The organism is Undibacterium sp. Di26W, assembly GCF_049340265.1.
GTDB lineage: Bacteria > Pseudomonadota > Gammaproteobacteria > Burkholderiales > Burkholderiaceae_D > Undibacterium.
Genome location: NZ_JBMPOR010000002.1, coordinates 178,564 through 205,384 on the forward strand (window position 1 = coordinate 178,564; position 26,821 = coordinate 205,384).

At 52.0% G+C, this 26,821-nt stretch carries 24 protein-coding genes; 22 read left to right on the top strand and 2 right to left on the bottom strand.

What is annotated here, in order from left to right; genetic code table 11:
• Positions 1-93 precede the first annotated feature (93 nt).
• The 18 genes from ACO0LM_RS03210 to ACO0LM_RS03295 all read left to right on the top strand — a co-directional run bounded on the left by ACO0LM_RS03210 (position 94) and on the right by ACO0LM_RS03295 (position 19,002).
• Complete coding sequence (locus tag ACO0LM_RS03210; protein ID WP_423034283.1) at positions 94-390, top strand: helix-hairpin-helix domain-containing protein; 297 nt, start codon at positions 94-96, stop codon at positions 388-390.
• Positions 391-512: 122 nt separating this feature from the next.
• The gene (gene iscR, locus ACO0LM_RS03215; RefSeq protein ID WP_423011927.1) at positions 513-995 is read left to right on the top strand and encodes a Fe-S cluster assembly transcriptional regulator IscR; all 483 of its coding nucleotides are present in this window, start codon (positions 513-515) and stop codon (positions 993-995) included.
• 16 nt (positions 996-1,011) lie between these two features.
• The gene (locus ACO0LM_RS03220) at positions 1,012-2,265 is read left to right on the top strand and encodes an IscS subfamily cysteine desulfurase (protein WP_422982428.1); all 1,254 of its coding nucleotides are present in this window, start codon (positions 1,012-1,014) and stop codon (positions 2,263-2,265) included.
• A 51-nt stretch (positions 2,266-2,316) separates the two neighbouring features.
• Positions 2,317-2,712, top strand: coding sequence for a Fe-S cluster assembly scaffold IscU (gene iscU, locus ACO0LM_RS03225; RefSeq protein WP_422982430.1), 396 nt, complete (start codon positions 2,317-2,319; stop codon positions 2,710-2,712).
• 74 nt (positions 2,713-2,786) lie between these two features.
• Positions 2,787-3,110: an iron-sulfur cluster assembly protein IscA gene (iscA, locus tag ACO0LM_RS03230; RefSeq protein WP_186945385.1), complete on the top strand. Its 324-nt coding sequence runs from the start codon at positions 2,787-2,789 to the stop codon at positions 3,108-3,110.
• A gap of 12 nt (positions 3,111-3,122) precedes the next feature.
• Positions 3,123-3,626 carry a Fe-S protein assembly co-chaperone HscB gene (gene hscB / locus ACO0LM_RS03235; protein ID WP_423034285.1) on the top strand — a complete coding sequence of 168 codons (504 nt, stop codon included), beginning with the start codon at positions 3,123-3,125 and terminating at the stop codon, positions 3,624-3,626.
• Between the two features lie 73 nt (positions 3,627-3,699).
• Complete coding sequence (gene hscA, locus ACO0LM_RS03240; protein WP_423034287.1) at positions 3,700-5,565, top strand: Fe-S protein assembly chaperone HscA; 1,866 nt, start codon at positions 3,700-3,702, stop codon at positions 5,563-5,565.
• Between the two features lie 47 nt (positions 5,566-5,612).
• A complete protein-coding gene (fdx, locus tag ACO0LM_RS03245; protein WP_423034289.1) occupies positions 5,613-5,951 on the top strand; it encodes an ISC system 2Fe-2S type ferredoxin in 339 nt (112 codons plus the stop codon).
• 78 nt (positions 5,952-6,029) lie between these two features.
• Positions 6,030-6,221 carry a Fe-S cluster assembly protein IscX gene (gene iscX, locus ACO0LM_RS03250; RefSeq protein ID WP_423034290.1) on the top strand — a complete coding sequence of 64 codons (192 nt, stop codon included), beginning with the start codon at positions 6,030-6,032 and terminating at the stop codon, positions 6,219-6,221.
• Positions 6,222-6,660: 439 nt separating this feature from the next.
• A complete protein-coding gene (locus tag ACO0LM_RS03255; protein WP_423034292.1) occupies positions 6,661-8,172 on the top strand; it encodes a sensor histidine kinase in 1,512 nt (503 codons plus the stop codon).
• Between the two features lie 150 nt (positions 8,173-8,322).
• Positions 8,323-9,117: a thymidylate synthase gene (locus ACO0LM_RS03260; protein WP_422982442.1), complete on the top strand. Its 795-nt coding sequence runs from the start codon at positions 8,323-8,325 to the stop codon at positions 9,115-9,117.
• A gap of 42 nt (positions 9,118-9,159) precedes the next feature.
• Positions 9,160-9,642, top strand: a complete 483-nt coding sequence (locus ACO0LM_RS03265) for a dihydrofolate reductase (protein WP_423034294.1) — start codon at positions 9,160-9,162, stop codon at positions 9,640-9,642.
• A gap of 7 nt (positions 9,643-9,649) precedes the next feature.
• Positions 9,650-10,219, top strand: coding sequence for a DUF4337 domain-containing protein (locus ACO0LM_RS03270; protein ID WP_423034296.1), 570 nt, complete (start codon positions 9,650-9,652; stop codon positions 10,217-10,219).
• 15 nt (positions 10,220-10,234) lie between these two features.
• Positions 10,235-11,023 carry a MipA/OmpV family protein gene (locus ACO0LM_RS03275; protein WP_423034298.1) on the top strand — a complete coding sequence of 263 codons (789 nt, stop codon included), beginning with the start codon at positions 10,235-10,237 and terminating at the stop codon, positions 11,021-11,023.
• Between the two features lie 343 nt (positions 11,024-11,366).
• Positions 11,367-13,637, top strand: coding sequence for an Orn/Lys/Arg decarboxylase N-terminal domain-containing protein (locus tag ACO0LM_RS03280; protein WP_423034300.1), 2,271 nt, complete (start codon positions 11,367-11,369; stop codon positions 13,635-13,637).
• A gap of 163 nt (positions 13,638-13,800) precedes the next feature.
• Positions 13,801-14,727 (top strand): flagellar brake protein, encoded by a 927-nt coding sequence (locus ACO0LM_RS03285; protein ID WP_423034302.1) that lies wholly within the window; start codon positions 13,801-13,803, stop codon positions 14,725-14,727.
• 318 nt (positions 14,728-15,045) lie between these two features.
• Positions 15,046-17,538, top strand: coding sequence for a DUF1800 family protein (locus ACO0LM_RS03290; protein WP_423034304.1), 2,493 nt, complete (start codon positions 15,046-15,048; stop codon positions 17,536-17,538).
• 12 nt (positions 17,539-17,550) lie between these two features.
• A complete protein-coding gene (locus ACO0LM_RS03295; protein ID WP_423034306.1) occupies positions 17,551-19,002 on the top strand; it encodes a DUF1501 domain-containing protein in 1,452 nt (483 codons plus the stop codon).
• Positions 19,003-19,095: 93 nt separating this feature from the next.
• Here the strand turns inward: ACO0LM_RS03295 and ACO0LM_RS03300 are convergent, their stop codons facing one another.
• Together ACO0LM_RS03300 and dcd are read right to left on the bottom strand one after the other, a co-directional pair.
• On the bottom strand, positions 19,096-20,016 hold the full coding sequence (locus ACO0LM_RS03300; RefSeq protein WP_423034308.1) for a glutaminase: 921 nt from the start codon (positions 20,014-20,016) through the stop codon (positions 19,096-19,098).
• Positions 20,016-20,582, bottom strand: coding sequence for a dCTP deaminase (dcd, locus tag ACO0LM_RS03305; RefSeq protein ID WP_422982460.1), 567 nt, complete (start codon positions 20,580-20,582; stop codon positions 20,016-20,018). Before dcd ends, ACO0LM_RS03300 begins: the two co-directional genes overlap by 1 nt.
• Before the next feature lie 279 nt (positions 20,583-20,861).
• Here dcd and ACO0LM_RS03310 point away from each other — a divergent pair, with 279 nt between their 5' ends.
• The 4 genes from ACO0LM_RS03310 (at position 20,862) to lysS (ending at position 26,778) form a co-directional block, all read left to right on the top strand.
• Positions 20,862-23,201 carry a YgiQ family radical SAM protein gene (locus tag ACO0LM_RS03310; RefSeq protein WP_423034310.1) on the top strand — a complete coding sequence of 780 codons (2,340 nt, stop codon included), beginning with the start codon at positions 20,862-20,864 and terminating at the stop codon, positions 23,199-23,201.
• Positions 23,202-23,361: 160 nt separating this feature from the next.
• Positions 23,362-23,643, top strand: a complete 282-nt coding sequence (locus ACO0LM_RS03315) for a hypothetical protein (RefSeq protein WP_423034312.1) — start codon at positions 23,362-23,364, stop codon at positions 23,641-23,643.
• A gap of 397 nt (positions 23,644-24,040) precedes the next feature.
• Positions 24,041-25,145 (top strand): peptide chain release factor 2 gene (gene prfB / locus ACO0LM_RS03320; RefSeq protein ID WP_423034314.1). Its coding sequence is split into 2 segments (ribosomal slippage): positions 24,041-24,121 and positions 24,123-25,145, totalling 1,104 coding nucleotides; the frame shifts between segments, so codons are not numbered across the junction.
• Positions 25,146-25,236: 91 nt separating this feature from the next.
• Positions 25,237-26,778, top strand: a complete 1,542-nt coding sequence (gene lysS / locus ACO0LM_RS03325; RefSeq protein WP_423034316.1) for a lysine--tRNA ligase — start codon at positions 25,237-25,239, stop codon at positions 26,776-26,778.
• Positions 26,779-26,821 lie beyond the last annotated feature (43 nt).

Sequence of the window (26,821 nt, forward strand, 5' to 3'; positions counted from 1 at the left end):
CGCCGTTTGGCGGTCTTTAACTTTATGGCATCAAGAATTCGCCTTACAATTTCATATTCAGAAACTCGCGTGGCCGGATCAGCAAAAAGAATTATGAAAAAAGCACTCACTTGTGACGATATCAGGCAATTGGAGCAATTGCCGAATGTCGGCAAAGCAACCGTTGCTGACTTGCACCTGCTGGGCATCACTGATCCACAACAGCTAAAAGGGCGCGATCCCTACCAGATGTATGATGAACTGTGTGCCGTGACCAAAGTCAGACATGACCCCTGTGTCTACGACGTTTTCATTTCCATAGTAAAATTCATGGATGGTGAGCCGCCGCTGGCCTGGTGGCACTACACCGCAGAGCGCAAAGCTTACCTCGCATCCCCCTCCTCGCAGTAAGATTGTAAACAGGTTCCAAGCCTATTCCTGACAAAATTACTCAAGTTTGCTATACTTGAGTAAAATGCTCAACAATTCAGGGCATTCAACTTTTTCTTGCGTGGAGTACCCCGGAGTAATTTATGCGCCTGACCACCAAAGGACGTTTCGCCGTCACTGCAATGATAGACCTGGCCCTGCGCCAGGATAAGGGACCTGTGACCCTGGCCGGCATCAGCCAGCGCCAGGACATTTCCCTGTCTTATCTTGAGCAATTGTTTGGCAAATTGCGTCGCCATGAGATCGTTGAATCCGTGCGCGGGCCTGGCGGCGGTTACAATCTTGCCCGCAAGGCACAAAATGTGACTGTTGCCGACATCATCATCGCGGTGGACGAGCCTCTGGATGCCACCCAATGCGGCGGCAAGGGCAATTGCCATGGCAGCGACCACGAAAACGGCCTGCATTGCATGACGCATGACTTATGGGCGACGCTGAACGCCAAAATGGTCGATTACCTGGATTCCGTTTCACTCCAGGATCTGGTCAATCAGCAAAGACAGAAAGCCTCGGAAAACCATGTTGTCGTCATGCATCATTCGCATGCCAGCCACATCGCCTCTTGAATATTTGGAGTTTTTAATGAACGCCCCTTTGGAAAAAAGCCTGCTGGACACACTGAAGTCACCGCATTTCCCTATCTACATGGATTATTCGGCGACGACGCCAGTCGACCCACGCGTGGCCGACAAGATGATCCCTTTCCTGCGTGCGCAGTATGGCAACCCCGCCTCGCGCAGCCACATGTATGGCTGGGAAGCTGAAAAAGCAGTGGAAGATGCGCGTGCGCAAGTGGCCGATCTGGTCAATGCAGATCCGCGTGAAATCGTCTGGACGTCTGGCGCAACAGAGAGCAATAACCTGGCGCTCAAGGGTGCAGCCAATTTTTACAAATCCAAGGGCAAGCACATCATCACGGTTAAAACCGAGCATAAAGCTGTGCTTGATACCGTGCGTGAACTGGAACGCCAGGGCTTTGAAGCTACCTATCTGCAACCAGGCGATGACGGCCTGATCACGGTAGAGCAACTGAAAGCAGCTATACGCCCTGACACCATCCTGGTCTCGGTGATGTGGGTCAACAATGAAATCGGCGTGATCCAGCCTATCGCTGAAATTGGCGAGCTGTGTCGCGAAAAAGGCATCGTGTTCCATTCCGATGCGGCTCAGGCCACCGGCAAGGTGCATATCGACCTGGAAAACACCAAGGTTGACCTGGTATCTTTCTCTGCCCATAAAACCTATGGTCCAAAAGGCATAGGCGCACTGTACATCCGTCGCAAACCTCGGGTACGCCTGGAAGCCCAGATGCACGGTGGTGGCCATGAGCGTGGCTTCCGTTCGGGTACGCTGGCACCGCACCAGATTGCTGGCATGGGCGAAGCCTTTCGTATCGCCAAGGAAGAAATGGATAGCGAACTGGCCCATGTACGCGCCATGCGCGATCGCCTGGCGAATGGCTTGAAAGAAATCGAAGAAACCTATGTCAATGGTGACATGGAACATCGTGTGCCGCACAACCTGAATGTCAGCTTCAATTATGTTGAAGGCGAATCCCTGATCATGGCGATCAAGGATATCGCCGTATCATCCGGCTCTGCCTGTACCTCTGCCAGCCTGGAACCGTCGTATGTCTTGCGCGCACTGGGCCGCAGCGACGAACTGGCGCACAGCTCTATCCGTTTTACCATTGGCCGTTTCACGACGGAAGAAGACATCGACTTTACCATCGACCTGCTCAAGACCAAGGTCGCCAAGCTGCGCGAATTGTCGCCTCTGTGGGATATGTATAAAGATGGCATTGATATCTCCACCATCCAGTGGGCAGCACATTAATTTCGCGTTTGAAAAAACGTATTTAAGAAAACGAATTTAAGGAGCATCAAAATGGCTTACTCTGAAAAAGTTTTGGATCACTACGAAAATCCACGCAATGTCGGTGCCTTTGAAAAAGGTGATGACACGGTAGGTACCGGCATGGTTGGCGCACCTGCCTGCGGCGACGTCATGAAACTGCAAATCAAGGTCGGCGCTGATGGCGTCATCCAGGATGCCAAATTCAAGACCTATGGCTGCGGCTCTGCGATTGCCTCCTCTTCCCTGGTGACTGAATGGGTCAAGGGCAAGACGCTGGATCAGGCACTGGAAATCAAGAACACGGCAATCGCTGAAGAACTGGCACTGCCACCGGTCAAGATTCACTGCTCCATCCTGGCAGAAGATGCAATCAAGGCTGCGGTGCTGGATTACAAAAACAAGCACGGCGCAGCACAGAACGCCTGAGCTTAACCAGCATTGCAAGCAGCATCCTAACAAGCATAACAAAAGCAATATCGGCAGCGAGAACTGGAATCAACATGGCTATCACACTCACAGAAAAAGCGGCAAAACACGTCACCCGTTATATGGAACGCCGCGGCAAAGGCATAGGCCTGCGCTTTGGTGTACGTACCACCGGCTGCTCAGGCATGGCGTACAAACTGGAATATGTGGATGAAATTGGCAACGATGATCAAATTTTTGAATCACACGGCGTCAAGGTGTTTGTTGATCCAAAAAGCCTGCCGTATATCGATGGTACTGAACTCGACTTTGCCCGCGAAGGCTTGAACGAAGGCTTTAAATTCTACAACCCCAACGTCAAGGACGAATGCGGTTGTGGCGAAAGCTTCAGAATTTAAGGGTCGGTGCAGATGCAGAATCATTTTGAGCTGTTTCAGTTGCCGCAGCGGTTTGCGCTTGATCAGGGACAACTGGATGCAGCTTACCGTGAAGTGCAGAACCAGGTGCATCCGGACAAGTTTGTACAGGCCGGTGAAGCTGAAAAACGTGTCGCCATGCAATGGGCAACGCGTGCCAATGAGGCCTACCAGACACTGAAAAAACCGCTGAAACGTGCACGCTATCTATGCGAATTACAGGGCGTGGATTTGCAGACAGAATCCAATACGTCCATGCCTGGCGCCTTCCTGATGCAGCAGATGGAATGGCGCGAAGCCTTTGATGATGCACGACGCGAGAATAATCAGGCCGCCCTGTTGCGTCTGGAACGTGAATTGAACAGTGCACTAAGAACGCAATTGCATACCGTTGGCAATGCGCTGGACCAGCGTCAGTTTCAAGAAGCCGCACAACAAATCCGCGCCTGCATGTTTCTGGAAAAATTTATTGCCGATATCGCTGCTCTCGACGAGTAATTTCGAATAACCCGGCAAATCCGTCCCGCATTGGTTTGCCCTTTTTGGATGCATCGCCATCCCTTATTTCATCATGGCATTACTGCAGATTTCAGAACCTGGCATGTCCACCGCCCCACACCAGCACAGGCTGGCAGTAGGCATAGATCTGGGCACGACCAATTCTCTGGTTGCAACCGTACGCAATAGCATCCCTGAAGTATTGAATGACGAAGAAGGCCGCCCTCTGCTGCCGTCAGTAGTACGTTATCTGCCGAATGGTCATGCGCATATCGGCTTCAAGGCCCTGGCCGAGCAAACCAATGATCCCAGGAATACCATCGCTTCAGTAAAGCGCTTCATGGGGCGTGGCTTGAAAGACATCGCCTATGCTGAAAATCTGCCGTATGATTTTCATGATGAACCTGGCATGGTGAAGCTAAAAACCGTGGCTGGCATCAAGAGCCCGGTGGAAGTATCGGCGCAAATCCTGGCCACTCTGCGGCAAACCGCAGAAGATGCTTTGGGCGATGATCTGGTGGGTGCCGTCATTACCGTTCCAGCCTATTTCGATGATGCCCAAAGGCAGGCCACCAAGGATGCAGCCAAACTGGCCGGACTGAATGTCTTGCGCCTGCTGAATGAGCCTACGGCAGCAGCGATTGCCTACGGTCTCGACAATGCATCTGAAGGTGTGTATGCCGTGTATGACCTGGGTGGTGGCACGTTCGACATCTCCATTTTAAAAATGAGCAAGGGTGTATTCGAAGTCCTGGCTACCGGTGGTGATTCTGCCCTGGGTGGCGATGATTTTGATCACCGCCTGTTTTGCTGGATCTTGCAGGAATCCAAACTGGCACCACTGTCTGACGAAGATACCAGCACCCTGATGGTCAAAGCCCGTGAAGCCAAAGAGACTTTGTCGAGCAAGCCCAGTACCTATATTGATGCGAAACTGAATTCTGGCGAATCCGTGCATTTGCAGATCAGCGCAGCAGCATTTGCCGAAATGACGCAAAACCTGGTGACGAAAACGACTACGCCTTGCCGCAAAGCCCTGCGCGACGCCAGCCTGACGGTGGATGATATCGACGGTGTGGTACTGGTCGGCGGTGCGACGCGCATGCCCCATGTACGCAAGGCCGTTGGTGAATTTTTCCAGACCACCCCGCTGGCAAACATTGACCCCGACAAGGTGGTAGCACTGGGTGCGGCGATACAGGCGAATCTGCTGGCCGGCAATCGCGCCCCTGGCGACGACTGGCTGCTGCTGGATGTGATCCCGCTATCACTGGGGGTGGAAACCATGGGTGGGTTGGCTGAAAAAGTCATCCCGCGTAATTCCACCATCCCTTGTGCCCGCGCACAGGAATTTACCACCTTCAAGGATGGGCAAACCGCCATGGCCATCCATGTAGTACAAGGCGAACGGGAACTGGTGAGCGAATGCCGCTCACTGGCGCGCTTTGAATTGCGCGGCATTCCTCCCATGGCGGCTGGCGCGGCACGCATACGCATCACTTACCAGGTGGATGCAGACGGACTGCTGTCGGTATCCGCACGTGAGCTGAGGTCCGGCGTGGAAGCGGCAATTACCGTCAAACCCTCGTATGGCCTGGCCGACGATGAAATCACCCGCATGCTGCAAGATTCCTTCACGTCAGCAGATGCCGATATGCAGGAACGTGCCTTGCGTGAAGAAGTGGTCGAAGCAGAACGCATCTTGCTGGCCACACAGTCCGCCTTGAATGCCGACGCGCAGCTACTGGACGATGCCGAACAAGTGCAGATCAAAGCATTGATGGAACAAGTGGCCAGCCAGATGGATGGCAAGGATCATCAGTTATTGCATGAAGCTATCGACAAGCTGGCACAAGGTACCGAAGAATTCGCTGCGCGCCGCATGGACAAGAGCGTGCGCAGCGCACTGGCCGGCAAAAAACTGGATGAGATTGCCTGATGGCGCAGCAGCATCCACTACCAAAATACTGAGTTAACGAGAACAACATGCCCCAAATCATAGTCCTGCCCCATCCCCAGCTTTGCCCTGAAGGCACAGTCATTGATGCGCCCGAAGGCAAATCCCTGTGCGAAGCCCTGGTTGAAAGCGATGTCGAAATCGAACACGCCTGCGAAATGTCTTGCGCTTGCACTACTTGCCATGTGGTAGTGCGCGAAGGTTTTAATTCATTGAATGCATCCACCGACGATGAAGAAGATTTGCTGGATGCTGCCTGGGGCCTGGAAGCCACGTCACGCCTGTCTTGCCAGGTCAAGCTGGGCAAACAGGATATCACCATAGAAATCCCCAAATACACGATCAACCATGCACGTGAAAACCATTAAGTAAAACTAAGCAAAATCAAGCAAGCCTTACGCCCGCCAGGCGTAAAATCGCCTGCCCCGAATACGCCGGAGCCCGCCATGAAATGGACAGACACCTACAGAATCGCCGAAGCCTTGTGCGACAAATTTCCAGACATCGATCCGCTAACGCTGCGCTTCACCGACTTGCACAACTGGATCGTGGAACTGGAAGATTTCGATGATGACCACCAGCGTGGCGGCGAAAAGATCCTGGAAGCCATACAAATGGCCTGGATAGAAGAAAGATAGAAGCAAACAAATCCCCTTAAAGCTCCTCTTAAAGTTCCTCTTAATGAGATTGCATTGCCGTGACTGGCAAAATCACTTACCCCAATGCAATCTGTCCCCGCCTTGTGCCTGCCAGCCCACAGCATTTGAAAATATATTTTCATCATGAGAATGATATCTTGCTGAAACGCAAAAAACCTTTTAGTATTTTAGTGGTATTCGTAGAAACCATTTCATCAACAATACTAAGATGCATTCTCGGTTTTGCGTAAGTTCTATGAGTTTGTCTGTCGCTGATCAGTAAATGATGGTCAGTTGTGCATAGCCCTATGCTCAACCTGGCTAACCCTCCCGGGAAGTGTTGCACAAGGATCTTGGAATGCAGTTTAGACATCTCTTATCCGCGCTACGCAGCAGAATTACGCTCAGACTTGCGATCATTCTAGCTGTCGTATTCGGGTTGACCGTCCCTGCTGCCATCCTGATTCCCTACCATCTGCATACGATAGAAACGGCAGCGCAGGCGCGCAATGCGGAAGACCATAATCGACTGGTCGAAATCCTGTCCGTCATCCTGAGTGAGCCGCTGTGGCAGATCACACCTGAAATTGCCAACATTTCCAGCGAAGTCGTGTATTCCGACCCCAGGGTCGCCACCATCGAAGTCATCACCCTGCCCGACCGCAAGGAATTCATCAAGAACGACACCCGCAAGCAAACGCAGAAAGGTCCCTTTACCAGCATGGAAAGGGAAATCAAGCATGGCGGACAAGTTATTGGCCAGGTCAGACTGACCCTGGCAGAAGATTTATTGCAAGAGAGTCTGGCCTCCGATTTCCGCCGCTATGTCACGACCGCCGTTTTGTCTTTGATATTGGCCATCATTTTTATTCTGGTGGTACTGCAATGGCGATTGGTACAGCCAGTCAGAATTCTGATGGGCGAATCAGACCGGTTGGCGAATGGCGAATTGAACGACCCTATCGCCCTGAACCGCGAAGATGAACTGGGCCATCTGGCAACCAGCCTGGAAGCAACACGCCAGGCATTGCAACGTTCATTCAGGGAACTGGAAATCAAGAACCAGCAGTTGCTCGAATATTCAGGGACACTGGAATCCAAAGTCAGGCAAAGAACCCAGGAACTGGAAACCGCGTTGACAAACGTTAATTCAGCCCAGGCCGAACTGGCCAGGGTAGAACGCATGGCGGCCCTGGGTTCCATGGTGGCTGGCGTCGCGCATGAACTCAATACCCCATTGGGCAACTGCCTGCTGGTTGCCAGCACGCTGGAAGAAGAAACCCGTTACTTAGTGAAAATGGTGGAAGAAGGCAAAATGCGCCGCTCTGACCTGACGCGTTATGCCGCCACCGCACTCGATTCCACCAAACTTTTGTTGCGCGGCCTGCAGCAATCCGCCCATCTGGTGGGCGACTTCAAACAAGTCGCGGTAGACCAGTCCAGCGCCCAGCGCCGCCAGTTTGCCTTGCTGGTCATGCTGCAAGAGCTGACCGCCCTGCTGCATTCCAGCCTAAGAAAAACACCGTACACGCTAGAACTGAATATCCCTGCCGACATACAGCTGGACAGTTACCCCGGCCTACTGGGCCAGGTATTCACCAATCTGGTCAATAATGCCGTGGCCCACGGTCTGGAAGGCCAGGAAGAAGGTCATATGTGCTGTACCGCCGAAAAACAGGATGAACAAGTCATGATCGTTTTTGAAGATAATGGCAAAGGCATACCCGCCGATATCATCAACCGTATTTTCGAGCCGTTTTTCACCACTAAATTCGGCCAGGGTGGTAGCGGCCTTGGGCTCAGCATCACCTTCAATATCATTTCGAATGTCCTGGGTGGCAGCATTCATGCATCCAGCGTGGTCGGCGTTGGCACCCGTTTTGAAATCAAATTGCCCCTTATCGCCCCCGGCGAACCGGAACCATCCAATCCCCTATTGAGCAAGCGCTAAAAAGTTAACTTGGCCTGCTCAAGCCAATTTGCGCACCACTAAGGTATACTGGCGCACTATAAGAATTGAAACATTATGGTGTTTTGCACAATGAAAAACACTTGCACTTCAGTCCGCCAGCCCTGAACAATATAGCGATTTACATCCTTCATGCATCAATACCTAGACTTCATGCGTCATGTGAAAGACCATGGCACAAGCAAAACTGACCGCACCGGTACCGGCACCCTGTCCGTTTTCGGTTACCAGATGCGCTTTGACTTGAATGCGGGTTTTCCTCTGGTGACGACCAAAAAGCTGCACTTGAAATCCATCGTTCATGAACTGATCTGGTTTCTGGCAGGCTCCACCAACATCAAATACCTCAAGGATAACGGCGTATCCATCTGGGATGAGTGGGCCGACGACAAGGGCGATCTTGGTCCGGTCTATGGCTCGCAATGGCGCAACTGGCCTACGCCGGGCGGTGAACATATCGACCAGATTAAACAAGTGCTGGATCAGATCAGGAACAATCCTGATTCTCGCCGCATGATCGTGTCAGCCTGGAATGTGGCTGACATTCCACAAATGAAGCTGCCACCCTGCCACGCACTCTTCCAGTTTTATGTGGCAGATGGAAAATTGTCTTGCCAGCTGTATCAGCGTAGTGCAGATATTTTCCTGGGTGTACCTTTTAATATCGCTTCCTATGCCCTACTTACTCATATGATGGCGCAGCAGGCTGGCCTTGGTGTGGGTGATTTTGTATGGACCGGTGGCGATTGTCACCTGTATTCCAATCATATGGATCAGGTTAATGAACAATTGTCGCGCACCAGCTTCCCCTTGCCTCAATTGGTAATAAAACGTCAACCAGACACTTTATTTGATTATCAATACGATGACTTTGCGTTTGAAAACTACCAGTTCCACCCTGCCATCAAAGCACCGGTCGCGGTCTGAAACCCAGTCTGAAACACAGTCTGAAAACGAGGATTCATCAGCATGTCATCATTAACGATTATCGTTGCGACTGATAAAAAACGGGGCATTGGTATCAACAATACGCTGCCCTGGCGCCTTCCCGAGGATCTGGCCCATTTCAAACGCACGACCAGCGGCCACAGCATTATCATGGGCAGAAAGACGTTCGAGTCCATAGGCCGCCCTTTGCCGCAAAGACGCAATATCATCGTAACAAGAAACCGCGAATGGCAGCATGCCGGCACGGAAAGCGTCGCCTCACTGCACGAGGCACAGGTGCTGGCAGGCGATGACCTCGCCTTCATTATCGGTGGCGCAGAAATTTATCAGCAAAGCCTGCATCTGGCAGATACGCTGATCGTTACAGAAATACAACAGACATTTGAGTGTGATACTTTTTTCCCGGCCATCGATCCATTACTATGGAAACAGGCAGCGAGAGAAGAATGTTACTCAGAAGAAAAAAATTTACACTTCGCTTTTGTGACTTACAAAAAGATTTAGGATTACTATGTCAGGACACGGTTTTCACGTACATGGCCCACACGACCATGAATTAGAACATGCGGCACACAGCAATGATGATTTTTCAAGCAGGATAGCTGTCATGACAGCGATCATGGCAACGGTTGGTGCACTGTTTGGCTATGAAGGCGGCGCGACTCAGAATGATGCAGCCATGTTCAAGAATGAATCGGCAATTAAAAAAACCGAAGCGTCGAACCAGTGGAATTTTTATCAGTCGAAGTCCAACAAGCAAAATCTGGCAGAATTAGCAATGGTATTACCCGGTGCCGATGCGGAAAAATATCGCTCCGAAGTTAGTCGCTACAAATCTGAAAAGGAAGAGATCAAGAAAAAAGCGGAAGCACTGGAAGAAGATAGCAAGGAATGGGAACACAGGTCCGAAGCAGCATTGCACCAGCATCACCGCTGGGCACAGGCAATGACAGCCGTACAGATCGCCATTTCACTGGCAGCAATCACTTTGTTGACTAAAAAGAAGTGGTTGCAATATGGCTCTTATGGCGTGGCTGGTGTGGGTGCTATTCTGGCAGGACTTGCCTGGTTCCACATTTAATTGAGTGAGAAAAAGATGAAAAAAATACTCGGGATCGCATTGCTGGCGGCAGCCTGTACAGCGCAGGCCCAGACCTCACAACTGGTGCAATTGGTGCCTTATCCCTATTTGCCTAAGGATGTGAATTTTTCTCTGGGTGCAGTTGCACTCTACATACCTAAGTACACTGGTTCCAATGAGCGCCGCTTGGCAGCCTACCCGATGTTTGATGCACAATGGAAGAATGGTGCATTTTTTAGTGCCGTCAACGGCCTTGGCTATAATTTTTCCAAAAACCCCAGCCTGCAATATGGCCTGCGCCTGTCGCTGGAAGCTGCGCGGGATGAATCGCGCTCATCCAAACTGCGTGGCCTTGGCGATGTTAATACCGCATTGGAAACTGGTGCTTTTGTCAATTACAATATAGACCAGAATTATTCGCTGGCCTCTTCCATCCGTTATGGTTCTGGCGTGGATCATAAGGGCCTGCAGGTCAGTTTTGGTGGACGTGCCACGACCGCGCTGAATCCGCAAAACCGCCTGTCAGCCAGCCTGACAGCAAACTGGGCTAATACGGCCTATATGCAGTCGTATTTTGGTGTCACACCTTCGCAGTCTGCTATCAGCGGTTATGCACAATATACGCCATCATCTGGCATTTCTGACATCAAACTGGGTGCGACCTGGCACTGGAATATCGACGGCAACTGGTCCCTGGTCAGCGGCGCCTCTGTCAGTCGCCTGAGTGGCGATGCAAGCAAGAGCCCGTTCATCTTCCAGAAGACACCTGTCACTATATTTTCTGCGGCGACATATCGGTTCTAATCATAGAAGTCAGCATGCTTCTCAAAAAGAGTGCCTGTCATCAGGCACTCTTTTTTATTGACGCAATTCTTGACGTAATTATTGACACAACGACAGCAAAACCGGCATGGCTTTTTAAATAATATTCATGTCTGCCCCGGTTTGACAATGCAAGATATGGTGCAGATCGGGTTTTGATGACAATCAGATGAAATTTTGCTTTTCCTGCCCCAATCCTGCGTATTTTTTCACATTCGTCCCCACATATCTGAGAGAATTCGCTTCTTTGAATTTTTCGGCGCGCAAGCGGTTGATTTAACTTGCCCAGGCGTCTCCCTTGTACCAAGCTTTTTTGGAGACCTCCATGAAATTCCGCTTCCCCATCGTCATCATCGACGAAGATTTCCGTTCCGAAAATACCTCTGGTCTGGGTATACGCGCCCTGGCTGATGCCATTGAATCCGAAGGCATGGAAGTATTGGGTGTCACCAGTTATGGCGACCTGTCTCAGTTTGCCCAGCAACAATCACGCGCCTCTGCCTTCATCCTGTCGATTGACGATGAAGAATTTGGTGATGGCACCGACGAAGAAACCGACTACGCACTGAAATCCCTGCGCGCCTTCGTCGAAGAAATCCGCTACAAGAATGCGGACATTCCGATTTATCTGTACGGTGAAACCCGCACTTCACGCCATATCCCGAACGACATCCTGCGCGAATTACACGGCTTCATTCACATGTTTGAAGACACACCGGAATTCGTGGCGCGCCATATCATCCGCGAAGCACGCTCTTACCTGGATGGGCTGGCACCGCCGTTTTTCCGCGCCCTGGTGCACTATGCAAATGATGGTTCCTATTCCTGGCACTGCCCTGGTCATTCGGGTGGTGTGGCCTTCCTGAAGTCACCGATAGGCCAGATGTTCCACCAGTTTTTTGGTGAAAACATGCTGCGCGCCGACGTTTGCAATGCGGTGGAAGAATTGGGGCAATTGCTGGATCATACCGGCCCGGTCGCCGCTTCCGAACGCAATGCAGCGCGCATTTTCAATGCTGATCATTGCTACTTCGTGACCAATGGCACCTCGACATCCAACAAGATGGTCTGGCATTCTACCGTGGCCCCTGGCGACATCGTCGTGGTCGACCGCAACTGCCATAAATCCATTTTGCATTCCATTATCATGTGTGGTGCGATACCGGTTTTCCTGATGCCGACCCGCAATCACCTCGGCATCATCGGCCCTATTCCGCTGGAAGAATTCAGCATGGAAAGCATACAGAAAAAGATAGAGGCCAATCCTTTTGCGCGTGAAGCCAAGAACAAGAAACCACGCATCCTGACCATCACCCAGTCCACTTACGACGGCGTGCTGTACAACGTCGAAGTATTGAAAGATTTGCTGGACGGTGAAATCGATACCCTGCACTTCGACGAAGCATGGTTGCCGCATGCGACCTTCCATGACTTTTACAAAGACATGCATGCCATCGGCAAAGACCGGCCACGTGCAAAAAAATCGATGATTTTCTCGACCCAGTCCACGCATAAACTGCTGGCCGGTATCTCACAGGCATCGCAAATTCTGGTGCGTGAATCCGAGTCGCGCAAACTGGACCGTGACAGCTTCAATGAAGCATACCTGATGCATACATCGACTTCACCGCAATACTCGATCATCGCATCCTGCGATATCGCTGCGGCGATGATGGAAGCGCCAGGCGGTACCGCACTGGTGGAAGAATCCATCCTCGAAGCACTGGATTTCCGCCGCGCCATGCGCAAGGTGGACCAGGAATGGGGTAAGGACTGGTGGTTCCAGGTCTGGGGACCAGAAGAATTTGCCGCAGACGGCATAGGCTCACGCGAAGACTGGATGATACGCGCCGAAGATGACTGGCATGGTTTCGGCAAACTGGCACCGGGCTTCAACATGCTCGACCCGATCAAGGCCACCATCGTAACACCGGGCCTGTCGCTGGAAGGTAAATTTGGCGAAACCGGCATCCCCGCTTCCATCGTTACCAAATACCTGGCCGAACATGGCGTTATCGTTGAGAAATGCGGCCTGTACTCGTTCTTTATCATGTTCACCATCGGCATCACCAAGGGCCGCTGGAATACCCTGCTGACTGCTTTGCAACAGTTCAAGGATGATTACGACAAGAATCAGCCTATGTGGCGCATCTTGCCGGAATTTGCTGCCGCAAACCCTCGCTATGAAGGCGTGGGCCTGAAAGAACTGTGCCAGGGCATACATGAAGCCTATAAAGGCCATGACGTCGCACGTTTAACGACAGAAATGTATTTGTCCGACATGCAACCGGCCATGAAACCTTCAGATGCCTTTGCCATGATGGCCCACCGCGAAACCGAAAGGGTATCCATCGATGAACTGGAAGGCCGCGTCACTGCTATTTTGCTGACGCCTTACCCACCCGGCATCCCGCTGCTGATTCCTGGTGAGCGCTTCAACCGCACCATCGTGGATTATCTGCGTTTTGTCCGCGATTTCAACGAGAGATTCCCTGGCTTTGAAACCGATTGCCATGGCTTGGTGAAGGCTGAAATCGACGGTAAGCGCGGGTATTTTGTTGATTGCGTCAAATCTAGCGCCGAAGCAGTCAAGTAGGACCAGTATCTGTCCGTCAGGCAATTTTATTTACTAAAAAGCACTTGTTACTGAATTAAAGTAACGAGTGCTTTTTTATTATGCAAAGCAACAACATCACAATTAATTTACAATAGTTTTCAGTATACAATCCGTCTGATAATCAAGATTACGGAAACAGGACATGGGCAGCACAATAGGATTAATGCCAATCAAACATACTGAAATCAGTGTAGGCCAGACTGTACCCTGGCCTATTTATGATGAGCAGGGGCATTTATTGATGGCCTCTGGTGTCAAGGTAGAAACCCAGAATCAACTGAATGGCCTGCTTGAACACGGCTATTGCAATCCGGACGCCATGTGGGACACCATTCCTTCAAAGATGACGCCCGTGTCACGAACAGCGTCCCCCCAGTCCGGCACTATTGCCGCTGCTGCCCCACCACCTGAATCAAGCAAAGACACGTTGATGGAGCTTGACAGTGTGCGCTGGAATGTCGGCGAAACCCTGTATCTGCAAGTTCACGACAGTGCCGCCACCAGATACACGGTAAAACTGATCGGTTTTGTCAAAAACATGTCCATCCTGATTACGGCACCGACCATCGATGGCAAGGCCGTGATTATCAGAGATGGCCAGACTTTTATTGTCCGTGCTTTTCCGGGTAAAAGAGCGTATGCCTTCACGGCATCTGCCATCAAATCGGTGTATACCCCTCATGCTTATCTGCACCTCACTTACCCCAAACAAGTACGCTGCTCTACCATACGTCAGGGTTCACGTGCCTCGGTCAAAATCATTGCCTCTGTCACCATAGGCGACCCGGAACAAACGGCAGCAACCACACTGGGCGATCTGAGTATGGGTGGGGCATCCGGTGTGATTAAAAAAGCACTCGGTAAAAAAGGGGATTCGGGTGTCATCAAATTCAAGGTCAGTGCTGCTGGAAACGACGAATACCTGACGCTGAATTTCGTATTGCGTTCGCAAGCCCCTACCGAGAACGGCCTGGAATTCAGGCATGGTTTTGAATTCGTTGATGTATCGGCACAATCGAAATTGATACTCTCTGCCTTTGTCCATCAGACCCTGGCGGAAATGGACTAAGTCCTTGCAATTAAGTTCATACAACTTAGCAATATCATTATCACCGCTACATTAATTTACACGCGGCATGTGTCTGAACTGATACTTGTGACATCTGTTGTTGTCGCAGGCATACAAAGACAATAAGGTCAGCAAAGCCTCTCTCCACTGTGAGAACATCGGCACATCGCCCCCACCAGCTTACGCCTTGTTACACTCCCTATCAGTTTGAGTGAAACTTCACCCTTTGTTACACTTTATGGGGGTCACGTAAAGACCCTTGGATTAGAATTGGCTTTCCCAAATGAAATTCTCCGGAATGGATAATCAGGAGTCAATATGCCACCTATCCGGCTCATCACACGCAAACACTACCTTCTCACCCTGTTCGTTCTGGCGCTCAGCGCCTGCGGTGGTGACGAAAAAACCAGTAGCACCAATACGGCAAATAATCCGCCACCCGCTGCACCCAGTGTGCTGGAGCGTCTGTTTGCGCCGGCACCGGTGGTATCAAGCACAACGGTCACCTTCAACGGCAACCGCTCCAATTACACCATTACCAAAGTCACTGGCGGCTACACAGTCAAAGACAATGTAGGCAGCGATGGCACTACCAGCATTGCAGCTGGTATCCAGCAATTACTGTTCACTGATGTATCCGTCAACCTGATCATCGCCGACCTCTCGACCACCATCTCGGCGGCAGATCTGAACGCCATTATTGAACTGTATGTTGCCTACTTCAACCGGATTCCCGATGCCAATGGACTGGCATACTGGATCAATCAGTTCAAGAGCGGTGTAAGCATAGAAAAGATCGGTGAATCTTTTTATATCGCTGCCATACAGGATGCTGCACTGACCGGCTATCTACCCAACATGACCAACGCCGATTTCGTCACGGTCGTGTATAAAAACGTACTAAGTCGCACCCCCCCGGATAAAGCCGGACTGGACTACTGGGTGAATGGCCTGGCAAATGGCACGGTAAGCCGTGGCAATGTGGTGCGTTCCATGCTGATTGCCGCACATGGTTATGCCGGCGACCCTGTGTATGGCTGGATCAGCAGCCTGCTGGACAACAAGGACAGCGTTGCCAAGAATTTTTCTATTCAGCAAGGGCTGAGTTATATCCAGACCGCAGATTCCATCACCAAGGGAATGACGCTGGCGGCAACCATATCGGCTACCGATACCAGCGTTGCCAATGGGCTCATACAGTCACTGGTCGGCTTTCAGGCCGTCAACAGCAATGCGCCAACACCGGCACAGGCTTCGCGCTTCCTGGCACAAGCCAGTTTTGGTGCCACCAACAACGACATCAATGGCCTGACCAGCAGTAGTTATGACGCCTGGATAGACAAACAGTTTGCCATGCCGCAAAAACTGCACCGCAGCTACATGGATGCCCAGGCAGCAGGCTTCATCAATGGTTTGAGCGACCTGAGTCAAAACAATTTCTTTGAATCCTTCTGGCAGCAGGGCATCAAGGGTGATGATCAGTTACGCCAGCGCACCACCTTTGCCCTCTCGCAAATCTTTGTTGTCTCTTTTCAGGACAGCAACGTGGCCAACTATCCGCGTGGCGTTGCTGCTTATTACGATACGCTGGGTGCCAATGCCTTTGGTAATTTCCGCAATCTGCTGGAATCTGTGACCCTGCATCCGATGATGGGTAACTACCTGACTTCCCTGCGCAACCAGAAAGAATCCGGCACCCAGGTACCTGATGAAAACTATGCGCGCGAAGTCATGCAGTTGTTTACCATAGGCCTGTATCAGTTGAATCAGGATGGCAGCTATGTACTGAATGCAGGTAAGCCAGTGGAAACCTATTCCAGCACCGACATCAGTGGCCTGGCCAAGGTCTTCACCGGCTGGAGCTGGGCTGGTCCGGACAAGAGCGACTCCCGTTTCTTTGGCGGCAATGCCGATCCGAACCGGGACTGGCTGCCTATGCAGAGCTACCCGAAATACCATTCGATTTCAGCCAAGAGCTTCCTGGGTATCACCATTCCCGCGCAATCTGCGGCCAACCCGGAAGCCAGCCTGAAAACTGCACTGGATACCCTGTTCAATCATCCAAACGTCGGCCCTTTCTTCGGCAAGCAATTGATACAGCGCCTGGTGACCAGCAATCCGAGCCCGCAATATGTGTCACGCGTCGCCGCTGCCTTCAACAATAATGGCCAGGGTGTCAGGGGTGATATGCGCGCCGTCGTCAAAGCCGTCTTGCTGGACAATGAAGCGCGCAACGATGCCACACTGGCGTATGCCAACACCGGCAAATTGCGTGAGCCGGTATTGCGTCTGGCAAACTGGATGCGCTCTTTCAGTGTCAACTCCACTTCCGGCCGCTTCCTGATGACCAGTCTGGATGATCCGCTGAGCGGCCTGTCTGAAACGCCGATGCGTTCACCTACCGTTTTCAATTTCTATCGCCCGGGTTATGTGCCACCCAACTCCGGCATTGCCACAGCCGGGCTGGTGTCACCAGAAATGCAGATTACCGCCGAGACGTCGGTAGTCGGCTATTTGAATTTCATGCGCGATATTATTCCAAACGGCACAGGCTCTTCACGTGACGTCAAGGCTGACTACACCAGCATGATTGCCCTGGCCGCAACACCGGATCAAATGCTGGACCAATTGAATTTACTGCTGATGGCAAATCAGATGAGCAGCGGGCTACGCAGTCAGATACTGACTGCCGTTAATTCCGTCACCATTCCCACCAATAACACTGCCAATGCAGATGCAGCGAAAAAGAACCGTGTTTATCTGGCGACATTCCTGACTATGGCATCACCTGAATATCTGGTCCAAAAATAAAGGGGATCCATCATGACTAAAGTTAATGCTTCACGCCGTCAGTTCTTACGCTATTCGTCCGCATTGGGTGCAGCCGGCACCATCGGCAGCGCCAGCCTGCCATTTGCCCTGAACCTGGCCACCATCGGCTCCGCCGCTGCACAGACCTCTACCGGCGGCTACAAGGCCCTGATCTGCCTGTTCCTGTATGGTGCCAATGACCATGCGAATACCGTGCTGGCAACCGACAGTACCTCATGGACCCAGTACACCACAGTACGCACCACCAATGAAGCTGGCTCTATTGCGCTGCCACCGGTGGGCAGCAGCGGCGGTGTATTACCGATTACACCCAACACGACACAGGCAGGACGCAGTTTCGCGCTGCACCCTGCCCTGGGTTCATTAAAAACCCTGTTCGACAGTGGCCGCGTGGCCATTGTCAGCAATGTCGGCCCCTTGATCGTACCTACCACGCTGCAGCAGTACAAGGCTGCCAGTGTACCGCTGCCCCCCAAGCTGTTTTCCCATAATGACCAGCAATCGCTGTGGCAAGCGTATGCACCTGAAGGTGCTGCTTATGGCTGGGGCGGACGTATGGGTGATCTGCTGGCGGCCAGCAATGCCTATCCGGTTTTTACGGCAATTTCTGCATCAGGCAATGCGGTATTCTTGTCTGGCCGTACCGTCAATCAATACCAGGTCAGCGCATCTGGCGCGGTACCAATAGGCGCCCTCACTGGCACCCTGTTTGGCTCTACCACGGCAGGCAATCCGCTGAAGTCCATCATCTCGACCGACAGCAGCAACCTGTTCCAGAAAGAACATGCCAACGTCACTAACCGCTCAATTAACGCGCAAAGCCTGCTCAGTCCGGCCATGGCGCCGGCGGGTGGTACCGGAGTGCCGAATCCCACGCAATATACCAACCCCAACACGGGTGGCCTGGCAAACAATGCGCTGGCCTCACAATTGCAAACCGTGGCCCGCATCATCGCCGGACGCAGCGCTCTTGGTGCACAACGCCAGGTATTCTTTGTCAGTCTCGGTGGTTTTGATACCCATGATTTCCAGCGCACCGCCCATGCCGATCTGATGGCAAGACTGTCGCATGCAATCACTTATTTCGATGGTGTCATGGGTAGTTTGCAAGGCACTGATATGCGTAACCAGGTCACCATGTTTACCGCTTCCGATTTTGGCAGAACCTTTACCAGTAACGGCGATGGCACTGATCATGGCTGGGGCTCGCATCACTTCGTCATTGGTGGCGCAGTCAAGGGCAATAACATTTATGGCGACTTCCCGGTCACTGGCCTGAAGCATACGCTGGATGTGGGTTCTGGCAGCCTGCTGCCGCAGATTTCAGTTGATCAGTATGGCGCCACACTGGCGAACTGGTTTGGCCTCAGCACCTCGCAGATCAGCGATGTCTTCCCGAATATCGCGAATTTTTCCAACCGCAACCTGGGCTTCCTGGGCTAGAATTTCGACCAACAAAAAGCCCCTGTTGCAGATGTATGCAACAGGGGCTTTTTGTTTTATCGCTGGTTGATGATTGATGCCAGCCAGCAGCAATCAAAAAATCGATCTGGCAGTCAGGGTGGTAAAGCGTTCCAGCGCATACGTGCCAGCCAGTGAATTGCCAGTCGCATCCAAACCCGGCGACCAGACAGCCACGGCCAGCTCGCCCGGCACCAGCGCCAGTATGCCGCCGCCGACACCACTCTTGGCCGGCAAGCCCACACGGTAGGCAAAATCACCTGCCGCGTCATAGGTACCGCAGGTCAGCATCAGTGCATTCAAACGCTTGGCAGAGCTGGGGTCCAGTATTTGCAAACCACTCCATGGAATCGTGCCATGATTGGCCAAGAAGCTGCCGGCCTTGGCCAGTTCCGCACAAGTCATGGTAATCGAGCATTGGCGGCAATAGCTGTCGATGACAGCCTTGACAGGATTATGCAGGTTGCCAAAATCTTTCATCAAATGGGCAATTGCATAATTGCGATGCGCCGTCATTCGTTCCGACTGGGCAACGGCCATGTCAAAATCCACCGTATTTTCACCGACGATGGTGCGGGCAAACTGTAACACCGCGATATCCGACTGCACAAAACGACCTGACAGGATATCTGTCATAACCAGTGCGCCAGCATTGATAAAGGGATTACGCGGCTTGCCTTTTTCATACTCAAGCTGCACCAGGGAATTGAAGGGATTGCCTGAAGGCTCGCGCCCCACTCTTTCCCAGATGGCGTCACCCTCACGTGCAAATGCCAGCGCCAGCGCAAACAGCTTCGTCACGCTTTGCAGCGAAAATTTTTGCTGGCCATCACCGATGGAATAAGTGCGGCCGTCCAGGCAATACACTGCCATGCCAAAATGCTGGGCAGATACTTTAGACAATTCCGGAATGTATGAAGCAACCTTCCCTTGTGACAACAGGGGTTGAACTTCCGCAAAAATCGTCTCGAGGATTGCGGTGTAATCGGGCTGCATCAGGTTTTTGGCAGCGTCACGCCAACTTGCCCCTGATATTTACCTCCACGGTCTTTGTATGAGGTTTCACAAACTTCATCACTCTCAAAGAACAGTACCTGGGCACAACCTTCGCCGGCATAAATCTTGGCTGGCAATGGTGTGGTATTGGAAAATTCCAGCGTGACATAGCCTTCCCATTCTGGTTCGAACGGTGTGACATTGACGATGATGCCACAACGGGCATAGGTTGATTTTCCCAGGCAAATCGTCAATACACTACGCGGTATGCGGAAATATTCCATGGTGCGCGCCAGCGCAAATGAATTTGGTGGGATGATGCAGACATCGCCCTTGAAATCCACGAAAGACTTTTCATCGAAGTTTTTCGGATCAACGATAGTGCTGTTGATATTGGTAAAAATCTTGAATTCGTCGGCACAGCGTATATCGTAACCATACGAAGAAGTGCCATAGCTGACGATGCGGTTGCCATCGCGCTCACGCACCTGGCCAGGTTCAAACGGCTCTATCATGCCAGTCTGTTGAGCCATACGGCGTATCCACTTGTCTGATTTGATACTCATATACTTCTCCTGCCACATTAATATTGGCGCGATTTTACGCGAAAACAGCTATATCTAATATGGAATTAGCTCTGGAAAACACAAACAAATTCGAGGTGATTTCGGTCCGACAGTTCACAACGCAAGCTTCAGACACCTGGCGGCCGCGCCAGGCTGGCGATCCTGGCGCATAAATTAGTTAATAAAAAGTCCATCCATATTTTATGCAAGCTTTTGATTTTTCAGAAGAATTTCCTTTGACGCGAGCAAAATCCACAGGTTTCCGGTACAATTCCGCCCATGAACGCTCAGCCTAAAAATCTATTCTCATTCCCACGTTTCCGCCCCGAAGTTGGCGGAAAAAATACCGCACCTTTTTTACCCATGTCGCGCGCCGAAATGGATGTACTGGGCTGGGATAGCTGCGATGTCATCCTGGTAACGGGTGATGCCTATATCGATCACCCCAGTTTTGGCATGGCCCTGATTGGCCGCTTGCTGGAACATCATGGTTTCCGGGTTGGCATCATCAGCCAGCCTGACTGGCAATCAGCCGATGCCTTCCGCGCTTTGGGCAAACCAAACCTGTATTTCGGCATCACTGCCGGCAATATGGATTCCATGGTCAATCGGTATACCGCAGACAGGAAAATACGTTCAGAAGATGCCTATACACCCGATGGCGATCGCACCAAGCGCCCGGATCGTGCACTGGTGGTGTACGCCCAGCGTGCGCGTGAAGCCTTCCCTGATGCCAATATCGTGGTCGGCAGCATAGAAGCCAGCCTGCGTCGCATTGCCCACTATGACTACTGGTCTGACAAAGTACGTCGCTCGGTACTACCAGATTCCAAGGCAGACATCCTGTTGTTCGGCAATGCGGAACGCGCCCTGATCGATCTGACTCACCGACTGGCCCAGGGTGAAGCAATCAAGGATATCCGCGACTTGCGTGGTACGGCATTTATGACACCGCGTGGCTGGCTGCCGGATGAAGAATGGACGGAAATCAATTCCGTCAAAATCGATACCCCTGGCAAACTCGAAGCGCATACCGACCCGTATGCCATGATGCCGGAAAAAGAAGCAAAATGTGCCACCGGCACGACTGACGCTACCACGCCGGCAAGCACCGCAGACAGCGTCGTCAAGGAATTGAAAGTGGATGTTGTCCAGCAACAGGCCATACGCATCATGAGCCGCGAAGAGCGCCAGATCATGCTACGCAACAAGCAGCACAAATCCGTCATACGCCTACCATCCTTTGATGAAATCAAGGACGATGCCGTACTGTACGCCCACGCGTCCCGTGTCTTTCATCTGGAAGCCAATCCCGGCAATGCCAAGGCGCTGGTGCAGGGCCATGGCGACCGCGACGTATGGCTGAACCCGCCACCGCTGCCACTGGCCATGGATGAGATGGATGGCGTGTATGACCGTGCCTATGCGCGTGCGCCGCACCCGGCCTATGGCAAGTCACGCATACCGGCATGGGAAATGATACGTTTCTCAGTGAATATCATGCGCGGCTGTTTTGGCGGCTGCACCTTCTGCTCCATCACTGAACATGAAGGCCGCATCATACAAAGCCGTTCCGAACCGTCGATTTTGCGCGAGATAGAAGAAATCCGCGACAAGGTCAAAGGTTTCACCGGCACGATTTCTGATCTGGGGGGCCCCACTGCCAACATGTACCGACTGGCCTGCAAGGACAAAAAGATAGAAGAATCCTGCCGTCGTCTGTCCTGCGTCTACCCAGGCATCTGTTCGAACCTGGGCACTGACCATAGCAAGCTGATTTCGATTTACCGCAAGGCGCGCGCCCTTCCTGGCATCAAGAAGATCCTGGTCAGCTCAGGCCTGCGGTATGACCTGGCTGTGCGCTCACCCGAATATGTAAAAGAACTGGTAACCCATCACGTTGGCGGCCTGCTGAAGATTGCGCCAGAACATACCGAAGCCGATACCTTATCTAAAATGATGAAGCCCGGCATAGGCAGCTATGATGAATTCAAGGCGATGTTCCAGAAGTATTCAAAAGAAGCGGGCAAGGAACAATACCTGATCCCTTACTTCATCGCAGCCCACCCAGGCTCTACCGACGAAGACATGGTGAACCTGGCGATCTGGCTCAAGAAAAATGATTTCAAGCTGGATCAGGTGCAGACTTTCATGCCGACACCGATGGCGTTGGCCACCACCATGTACCACACACGCAAGAATCCGCTGAAGAAAGTGACGGCAGATTCTGAAGTGGTAGAAACTGCACGTTCAGGCAAGGTACGCAAACTGCACAAAGCCCTGTTGCGCTATCACGCGCCGGAAAACTGGGAAATCATCCACGAAGCCCTGCAACGCATGGGGCGGCGTGATTTGATAGGTAGCGGGCCACGCCATTTGATCCCCTCCCGTCAACCCCATATTCCCATCACCATCGATGAAAGCGGTGTGGCGAATGGTAGGCGGGTTGCTGCGCCCAAAATAGATACTTTTGGCAAAAAACCGGCAACGCGCCCACAAGCAGGTACCGGGGTCAAACCTGCCATGAAAACAGCGGCACCGGCTGCAGGCCGCCCAGCCCTTGCCTACAAGTCAAGCAAGCCCAAGGCAGCTACCAGCAGCAAATCCGGGCGGCGCTAAATTTGCCCCAAGGCTATCAAAGCCAGACAAAAATCAAAGCTGTGTTGGAAAACACAGCTTTTTTTTAGCATTTCCTTTCCCTGCTTTACCACTGATGTAGAATCAATTTATTGCTTGCAGCAACTTCAGGCCAAAACAGCAAGGAGACAGTATGAAGCACATGAAAACAGTTCTGATACTTGAGCATACCGAAGAAGTGTTCGACAAGCTCACCTGTGATGTCTGCGGTGCCGAATCCCGCTGGGATGAAAACTGGGGCAGCAAGGAACATGAAAAGATCATCACTACAGTCAGCCTGGAAGAGGAAGAATCCTTCCCCAATGGCGGGCAATCCACCCTGACGCAATACCACATCTGCCCACCCTGCTTTAAAAACCACCTGGCCAAATGGATGGAAAGCCACAGGGATACCATACCGACGGTCAGCAAATCAGTCTGGTGACAAGGCGCTGAATTGTAGTACACGGCTGGGAGAGGCGTTGCAACGCTTTGGGGCAGTTTTGCGTAAGAACGTGTTTACGATCTTACTGCGCGAGCGTGATCGGAGCTCATGCGCTGCTCAAAATGCTCATGTACTACAGTACATTCCGCTTTTTGCGCTGCGTTTTTGTTACCCTTACCCCGCTGATGCACGTACACTCGCTCGCTACAGATCGTAAACACGTTCTAAGCCCTATTTGTTTCAACAAGTACAAGTCGCCATCCGTAAAGACCGTCACGGCCTGCGTTTCAGCCGGTATTCTTGCAGTTTATGCATAAGTACGCTGTCGAATTCACTCATGCAGCCGCATGCCAAGGTATAATGCAAGGTTTGATTGCATTAGAAAAGAATACCTATCATGGAAGCTGAACGCCTCAATAGCCTGTCCGCCCTGCTCGCCGACCTGACCGTCCGCGAAGCCGAACTCCGGAGGTATCTTTGACTTCGATATCAAGTCAGAGAAACTCGAACAAGTCAACGCCGAACTGGAAGACCCCGCCGTCTGGAATGATCCCAAACGCGCCCAGGAATTAGGTAAAGAAAAAAAATCCCTGGAAACAGTCGTCAATACCCTCATCAAGGCCGACAGCGGCCTGCGTGATGCCAACGACCTGTTCGCCATGGCGCGCGAAGAAAACGATGACGATACCCTGGAAGCGATAGAGCTTGATGCCCAAAGCCTGCTTGAACTCGTCGAGGGCATGGAATTTCGTCGCATGTTCAACAATCCCATGGACCCGAACAACTGCTTTATCGACATCCAGGCTGGTGCCGGTGGTACTGAAGCGCAGGATTGGGCGTCGATGCTGCTGCGTCAATATTTGCGCTATTGCGAACGCAAGGGCTTCAAAGTTGAAATCATGGAACAGTCGGACGGCGACATCGCCGGCATCAAGACCGCCACTTTGAAGGTCGAAGGCGAATACGCCTATGGCTACTTGCGCACGGAAACCGGCGTACACCGCCTGGTACGCAAGTCACCATTTGATTCCAACAATGGCCGCCATACGTCATTCTCCAGCCTGTTTGTGTATCCTGAAGTGGATGATTCGTTTGAGATCGACATCAACCCGGCAGATGTGCGTACCGATACTTACCGCGCCTCTGGTGCCGGTGGTCAGCATATTAATAAAACCGATTCCGCTGTACGTTTGACGCATGGCCCGTCCGGTATTGTTGTTCAATGCCAGAATGACCGCAGCCAGCACAGGAACCGTGCCGAAGCCTGGGAAATGCTGAAGGCCAAGCTGTTTGAACTTGAGCTGCGCAAGCGCATGAGCGAAAAGCAGAACCTGGAAGATTCCAAGACCGATGTCGGCTGGGGCCACCAGATCCGCTCGTATGTACTGGATCAATCCCGCATCAAGGATTTGCGTACCAATTTCGAATCTGGCAACACCAAGGCGATTCTGGATGGTGACCTGGATGAATTCATTGCAGCATCCTTAAAGCAAGGCGTGTAATACAGCGTGTACATTGCGCAGGCGATCGCCTGCGCAGCCTTAAAGAATCAAAACCTGCGGGCCAGATGCCTGCCCTCCCTTAGGGAAAATTATGTCTGATATCAATAACAATGCTGCACCAGCCGAAGAAGTAGCAGTTGACGAACACTCTGTCATTGCTGTGCGTCGCGCTAAACTGGATGCCATCCGCAGCAAAGGCATCGCCTTCCCGAATGACTTCCGCCCGCAACACAAAGCCGCCGATCTGCACCAGCAATACGCGACAAAGACACGCGAAGAACTGGAAGCGCTGAACGTCGAAGTCAGCGTTGCCGGTCGCTTGATGTTAAGCCGCTCTGCTGGCAAGAAAGCTGCGTTTGCCACATTGCAGGATGCTTCTGGTATCAAAGCAGATGGTCGCATGCAACTGTATATCACTACCGACAAAACCGGCGAAGCCGAAATGGAAGCCTTCCATCAATATGACCTGGGTGATATCCTTGGTGTTGTTGGTGTCTTGTTCAAAACCAAGACAGATGAATTGACCGTCAAGGTCACGACACTGCGTTTGCTCACCAAGTCCCTGCGCCCATTGCCAGACAAATTCCACGGCCTGGCCAATCAAGAAACCAAGTACCGCCAGCGCTATGTCGACCTCATCATGAGCGAAGACACGCGCCGCACTTTCAAGGCGCGCACGGCAGCCATGAACTCCATCCGCACATTCATGAACAGCAATGAGTTCATGGAAGTGGAAACACCGATGTTGCATGTGATACCTGGTGGTGCCGCAGCCAAACCTTTTATCACCCATCACAATGCGCTGGACATGCAAATGTATTTGCGTATCGCGCCTGAACTGTACCTGAAGCGTCTGGTGGTCGGTGGATTTGACCGCGTGTTTGAAGTCAATCGCAACTTCCGCAATGAAGGGGTGTCACCACGCCATAATCCGGAATTCACGATGATGGAATTCTATGCAGCCTACGTCGATTACAAATGGCTGATGGACTTCACTGAACAAGTCATCCGCAAGGCGGCTGAAGATGCACATGGTACAGCCGTGTTGACTTATCAAGGCCGTGAACTGGATTTGAGCAAACCCTTCCAGCGTCTGACCATCGTTGCCGCCATCAACAAATACGCGCCCAATTACACCAATGAACAATTGCATGATGCTGAATTCATCAAGGCAGAATTGCTGAAATTCGGCGTCAAGCCTTTCGCCACTGCCGGTCTGGGTGCATTGCAACTGGCCCTGTTTGAAGAAACCGCCGAAGCCCAGTTGTGGGACCCGACCTATATCATCGATTACCCGGTCGAAGTCTCGCCACTGGCACGTGCGTCAGATACCGTCGCTGGCATTACCGAACGTTTCGAGCTGTTCATGACCGGTCGTGAAATCGCCAATGGCTTCTCGGAATTGAATGACGCCGAAGACCAGGCAGCACGCTTCCAGGCACAGGTTGCGGCCAAGGATGCCGGTGATGAAGAAGCCATGTACTACGACGCCGATTACATCCGCGCCCTGGAATATGGCCTGCCACCGACTGGCGGTTGCGGCATAGGCATAGACCGTTTGATGATGTTGATTACCGATTCACCGAACATTCGTGACGTGATTTTGTTCCCGCATCTGCGCCGCGAAGATTAAACTTCAGTCGCAGCGATTGCATCGCAAGCGGAAATGGGAAAGG

Coding starts and splice junctions, on each gene's coding strand:
- ACO0LM_RS03210 (WP_423034283.1), top strand. CDS start 94: ATGAAAAAAGCACTCACTTGTGACGATATCAGGCAATTGGAGCAATTG.
- iscR (WP_423011927.1), top strand. CDS start 513: ATGCGCCTGACCACCAAAGGACGTTTCGCCGTCACTGCAATGATAGAC.
- ACO0LM_RS03220 (WP_422982428.1), top strand. CDS start 1,012: ATGAACGCCCCTTTGGAAAAAAGCCTGCTGGACACACTGAAGTCACCG.
- iscU (WP_422982430.1), top strand. CDS start 2,317: ATGGCTTACTCTGAAAAAGTTTTGGATCACTACGAAAATCCACGCAAT.
- iscA (WP_186945385.1), top strand. CDS start 2,787: ATGGCTATCACACTCACAGAAAAAGCGGCAAAACACGTCACCCGTTAT.
- hscB (WP_423034285.1), top strand. CDS start 3,123: ATGCAGAATCATTTTGAGCTGTTTCAGTTGCCGCAGCGGTTTGCGCTT.
- hscA (WP_423034287.1), top strand. CDS start 3,700: ATGGCATTACTGCAGATTTCAGAACCTGGCATGTCCACCGCCCCACAC.
- fdx (WP_423034289.1), top strand. CDS start 5,613: ATGCCCCAAATCATAGTCCTGCCCCATCCCCAGCTTTGCCCTGAAGGC.
- iscX (WP_423034290.1), top strand. CDS start 6,030: ATGAAATGGACAGACACCTACAGAATCGCCGAAGCCTTGTGCGACAAA.
- ACO0LM_RS03260 (WP_422982442.1), top strand. CDS start 8,323: ATGCATCAATACCTAGACTTCATGCGTCATGTGAAAGACCATGGCACA.
- ACO0LM_RS03265 (WP_423034294.1), top strand. CDS start 9,160: ATGTCATCATTAACGATTATCGTTGCGACTGATAAAAAACGGGGCATT.
- ACO0LM_RS03270 (WP_423034296.1), top strand. CDS start 9,650: ATGTCAGGACACGGTTTTCACGTACATGGCCCACACGACCATGAATTA.
- ACO0LM_RS03275 (WP_423034298.1), top strand. CDS start 10,235: ATGAAAAAAATACTCGGGATCGCATTGCTGGCGGCAGCCTGTACAGCG.
- ACO0LM_RS03280 (WP_423034300.1), top strand. CDS start 11,367: ATGAAATTCCGCTTCCCCATCGTCATCATCGACGAAGATTTCCGTTCC.
- ACO0LM_RS03285 (WP_423034302.1), top strand. CDS start 13,801: ATGGGCAGCACAATAGGATTAATGCCAATCAAACATACTGAAATCAGT.
- ACO0LM_RS03290 (WP_423034304.1), top strand. CDS start 15,046: ATGCCACCTATCCGGCTCATCACACGCAAACACTACCTTCTCACCCTG.
- ACO0LM_RS03295 (WP_423034306.1), top strand. CDS start 17,551: ATGACTAAAGTTAATGCTTCACGCCGTCAGTTCTTACGCTATTCGTCC.
- ACO0LM_RS03300 (WP_423034308.1), bottom strand. CDS start 20,016: ATGCAGCCCGATTACACCGCAATCCTCGAGACGATTTTTGCGGAAGTT.
- dcd (WP_422982460.1), bottom strand. CDS start 20,582: ATGAGTATCAAATCAGACAAGTGGATACGCCGTATGGCTCAACAGACT.
- ACO0LM_RS03310 (WP_423034310.1), top strand. CDS start 20,862: ATGAACGCTCAGCCTAAAAATCTATTCTCATTCCCACGTTTCCGCCCC.
- ACO0LM_RS03315 (WP_423034312.1), top strand. CDS start 23,362: ATGAAAACAGTTCTGATACTTGAGCATACCGAAGAAGTGTTCGACAAG.
- lysS (WP_423034316.1), top strand. CDS start 25,237: ATGTCTGATATCAATAACAATGCTGCACCAGCCGAAGAAGTAGCAGTT.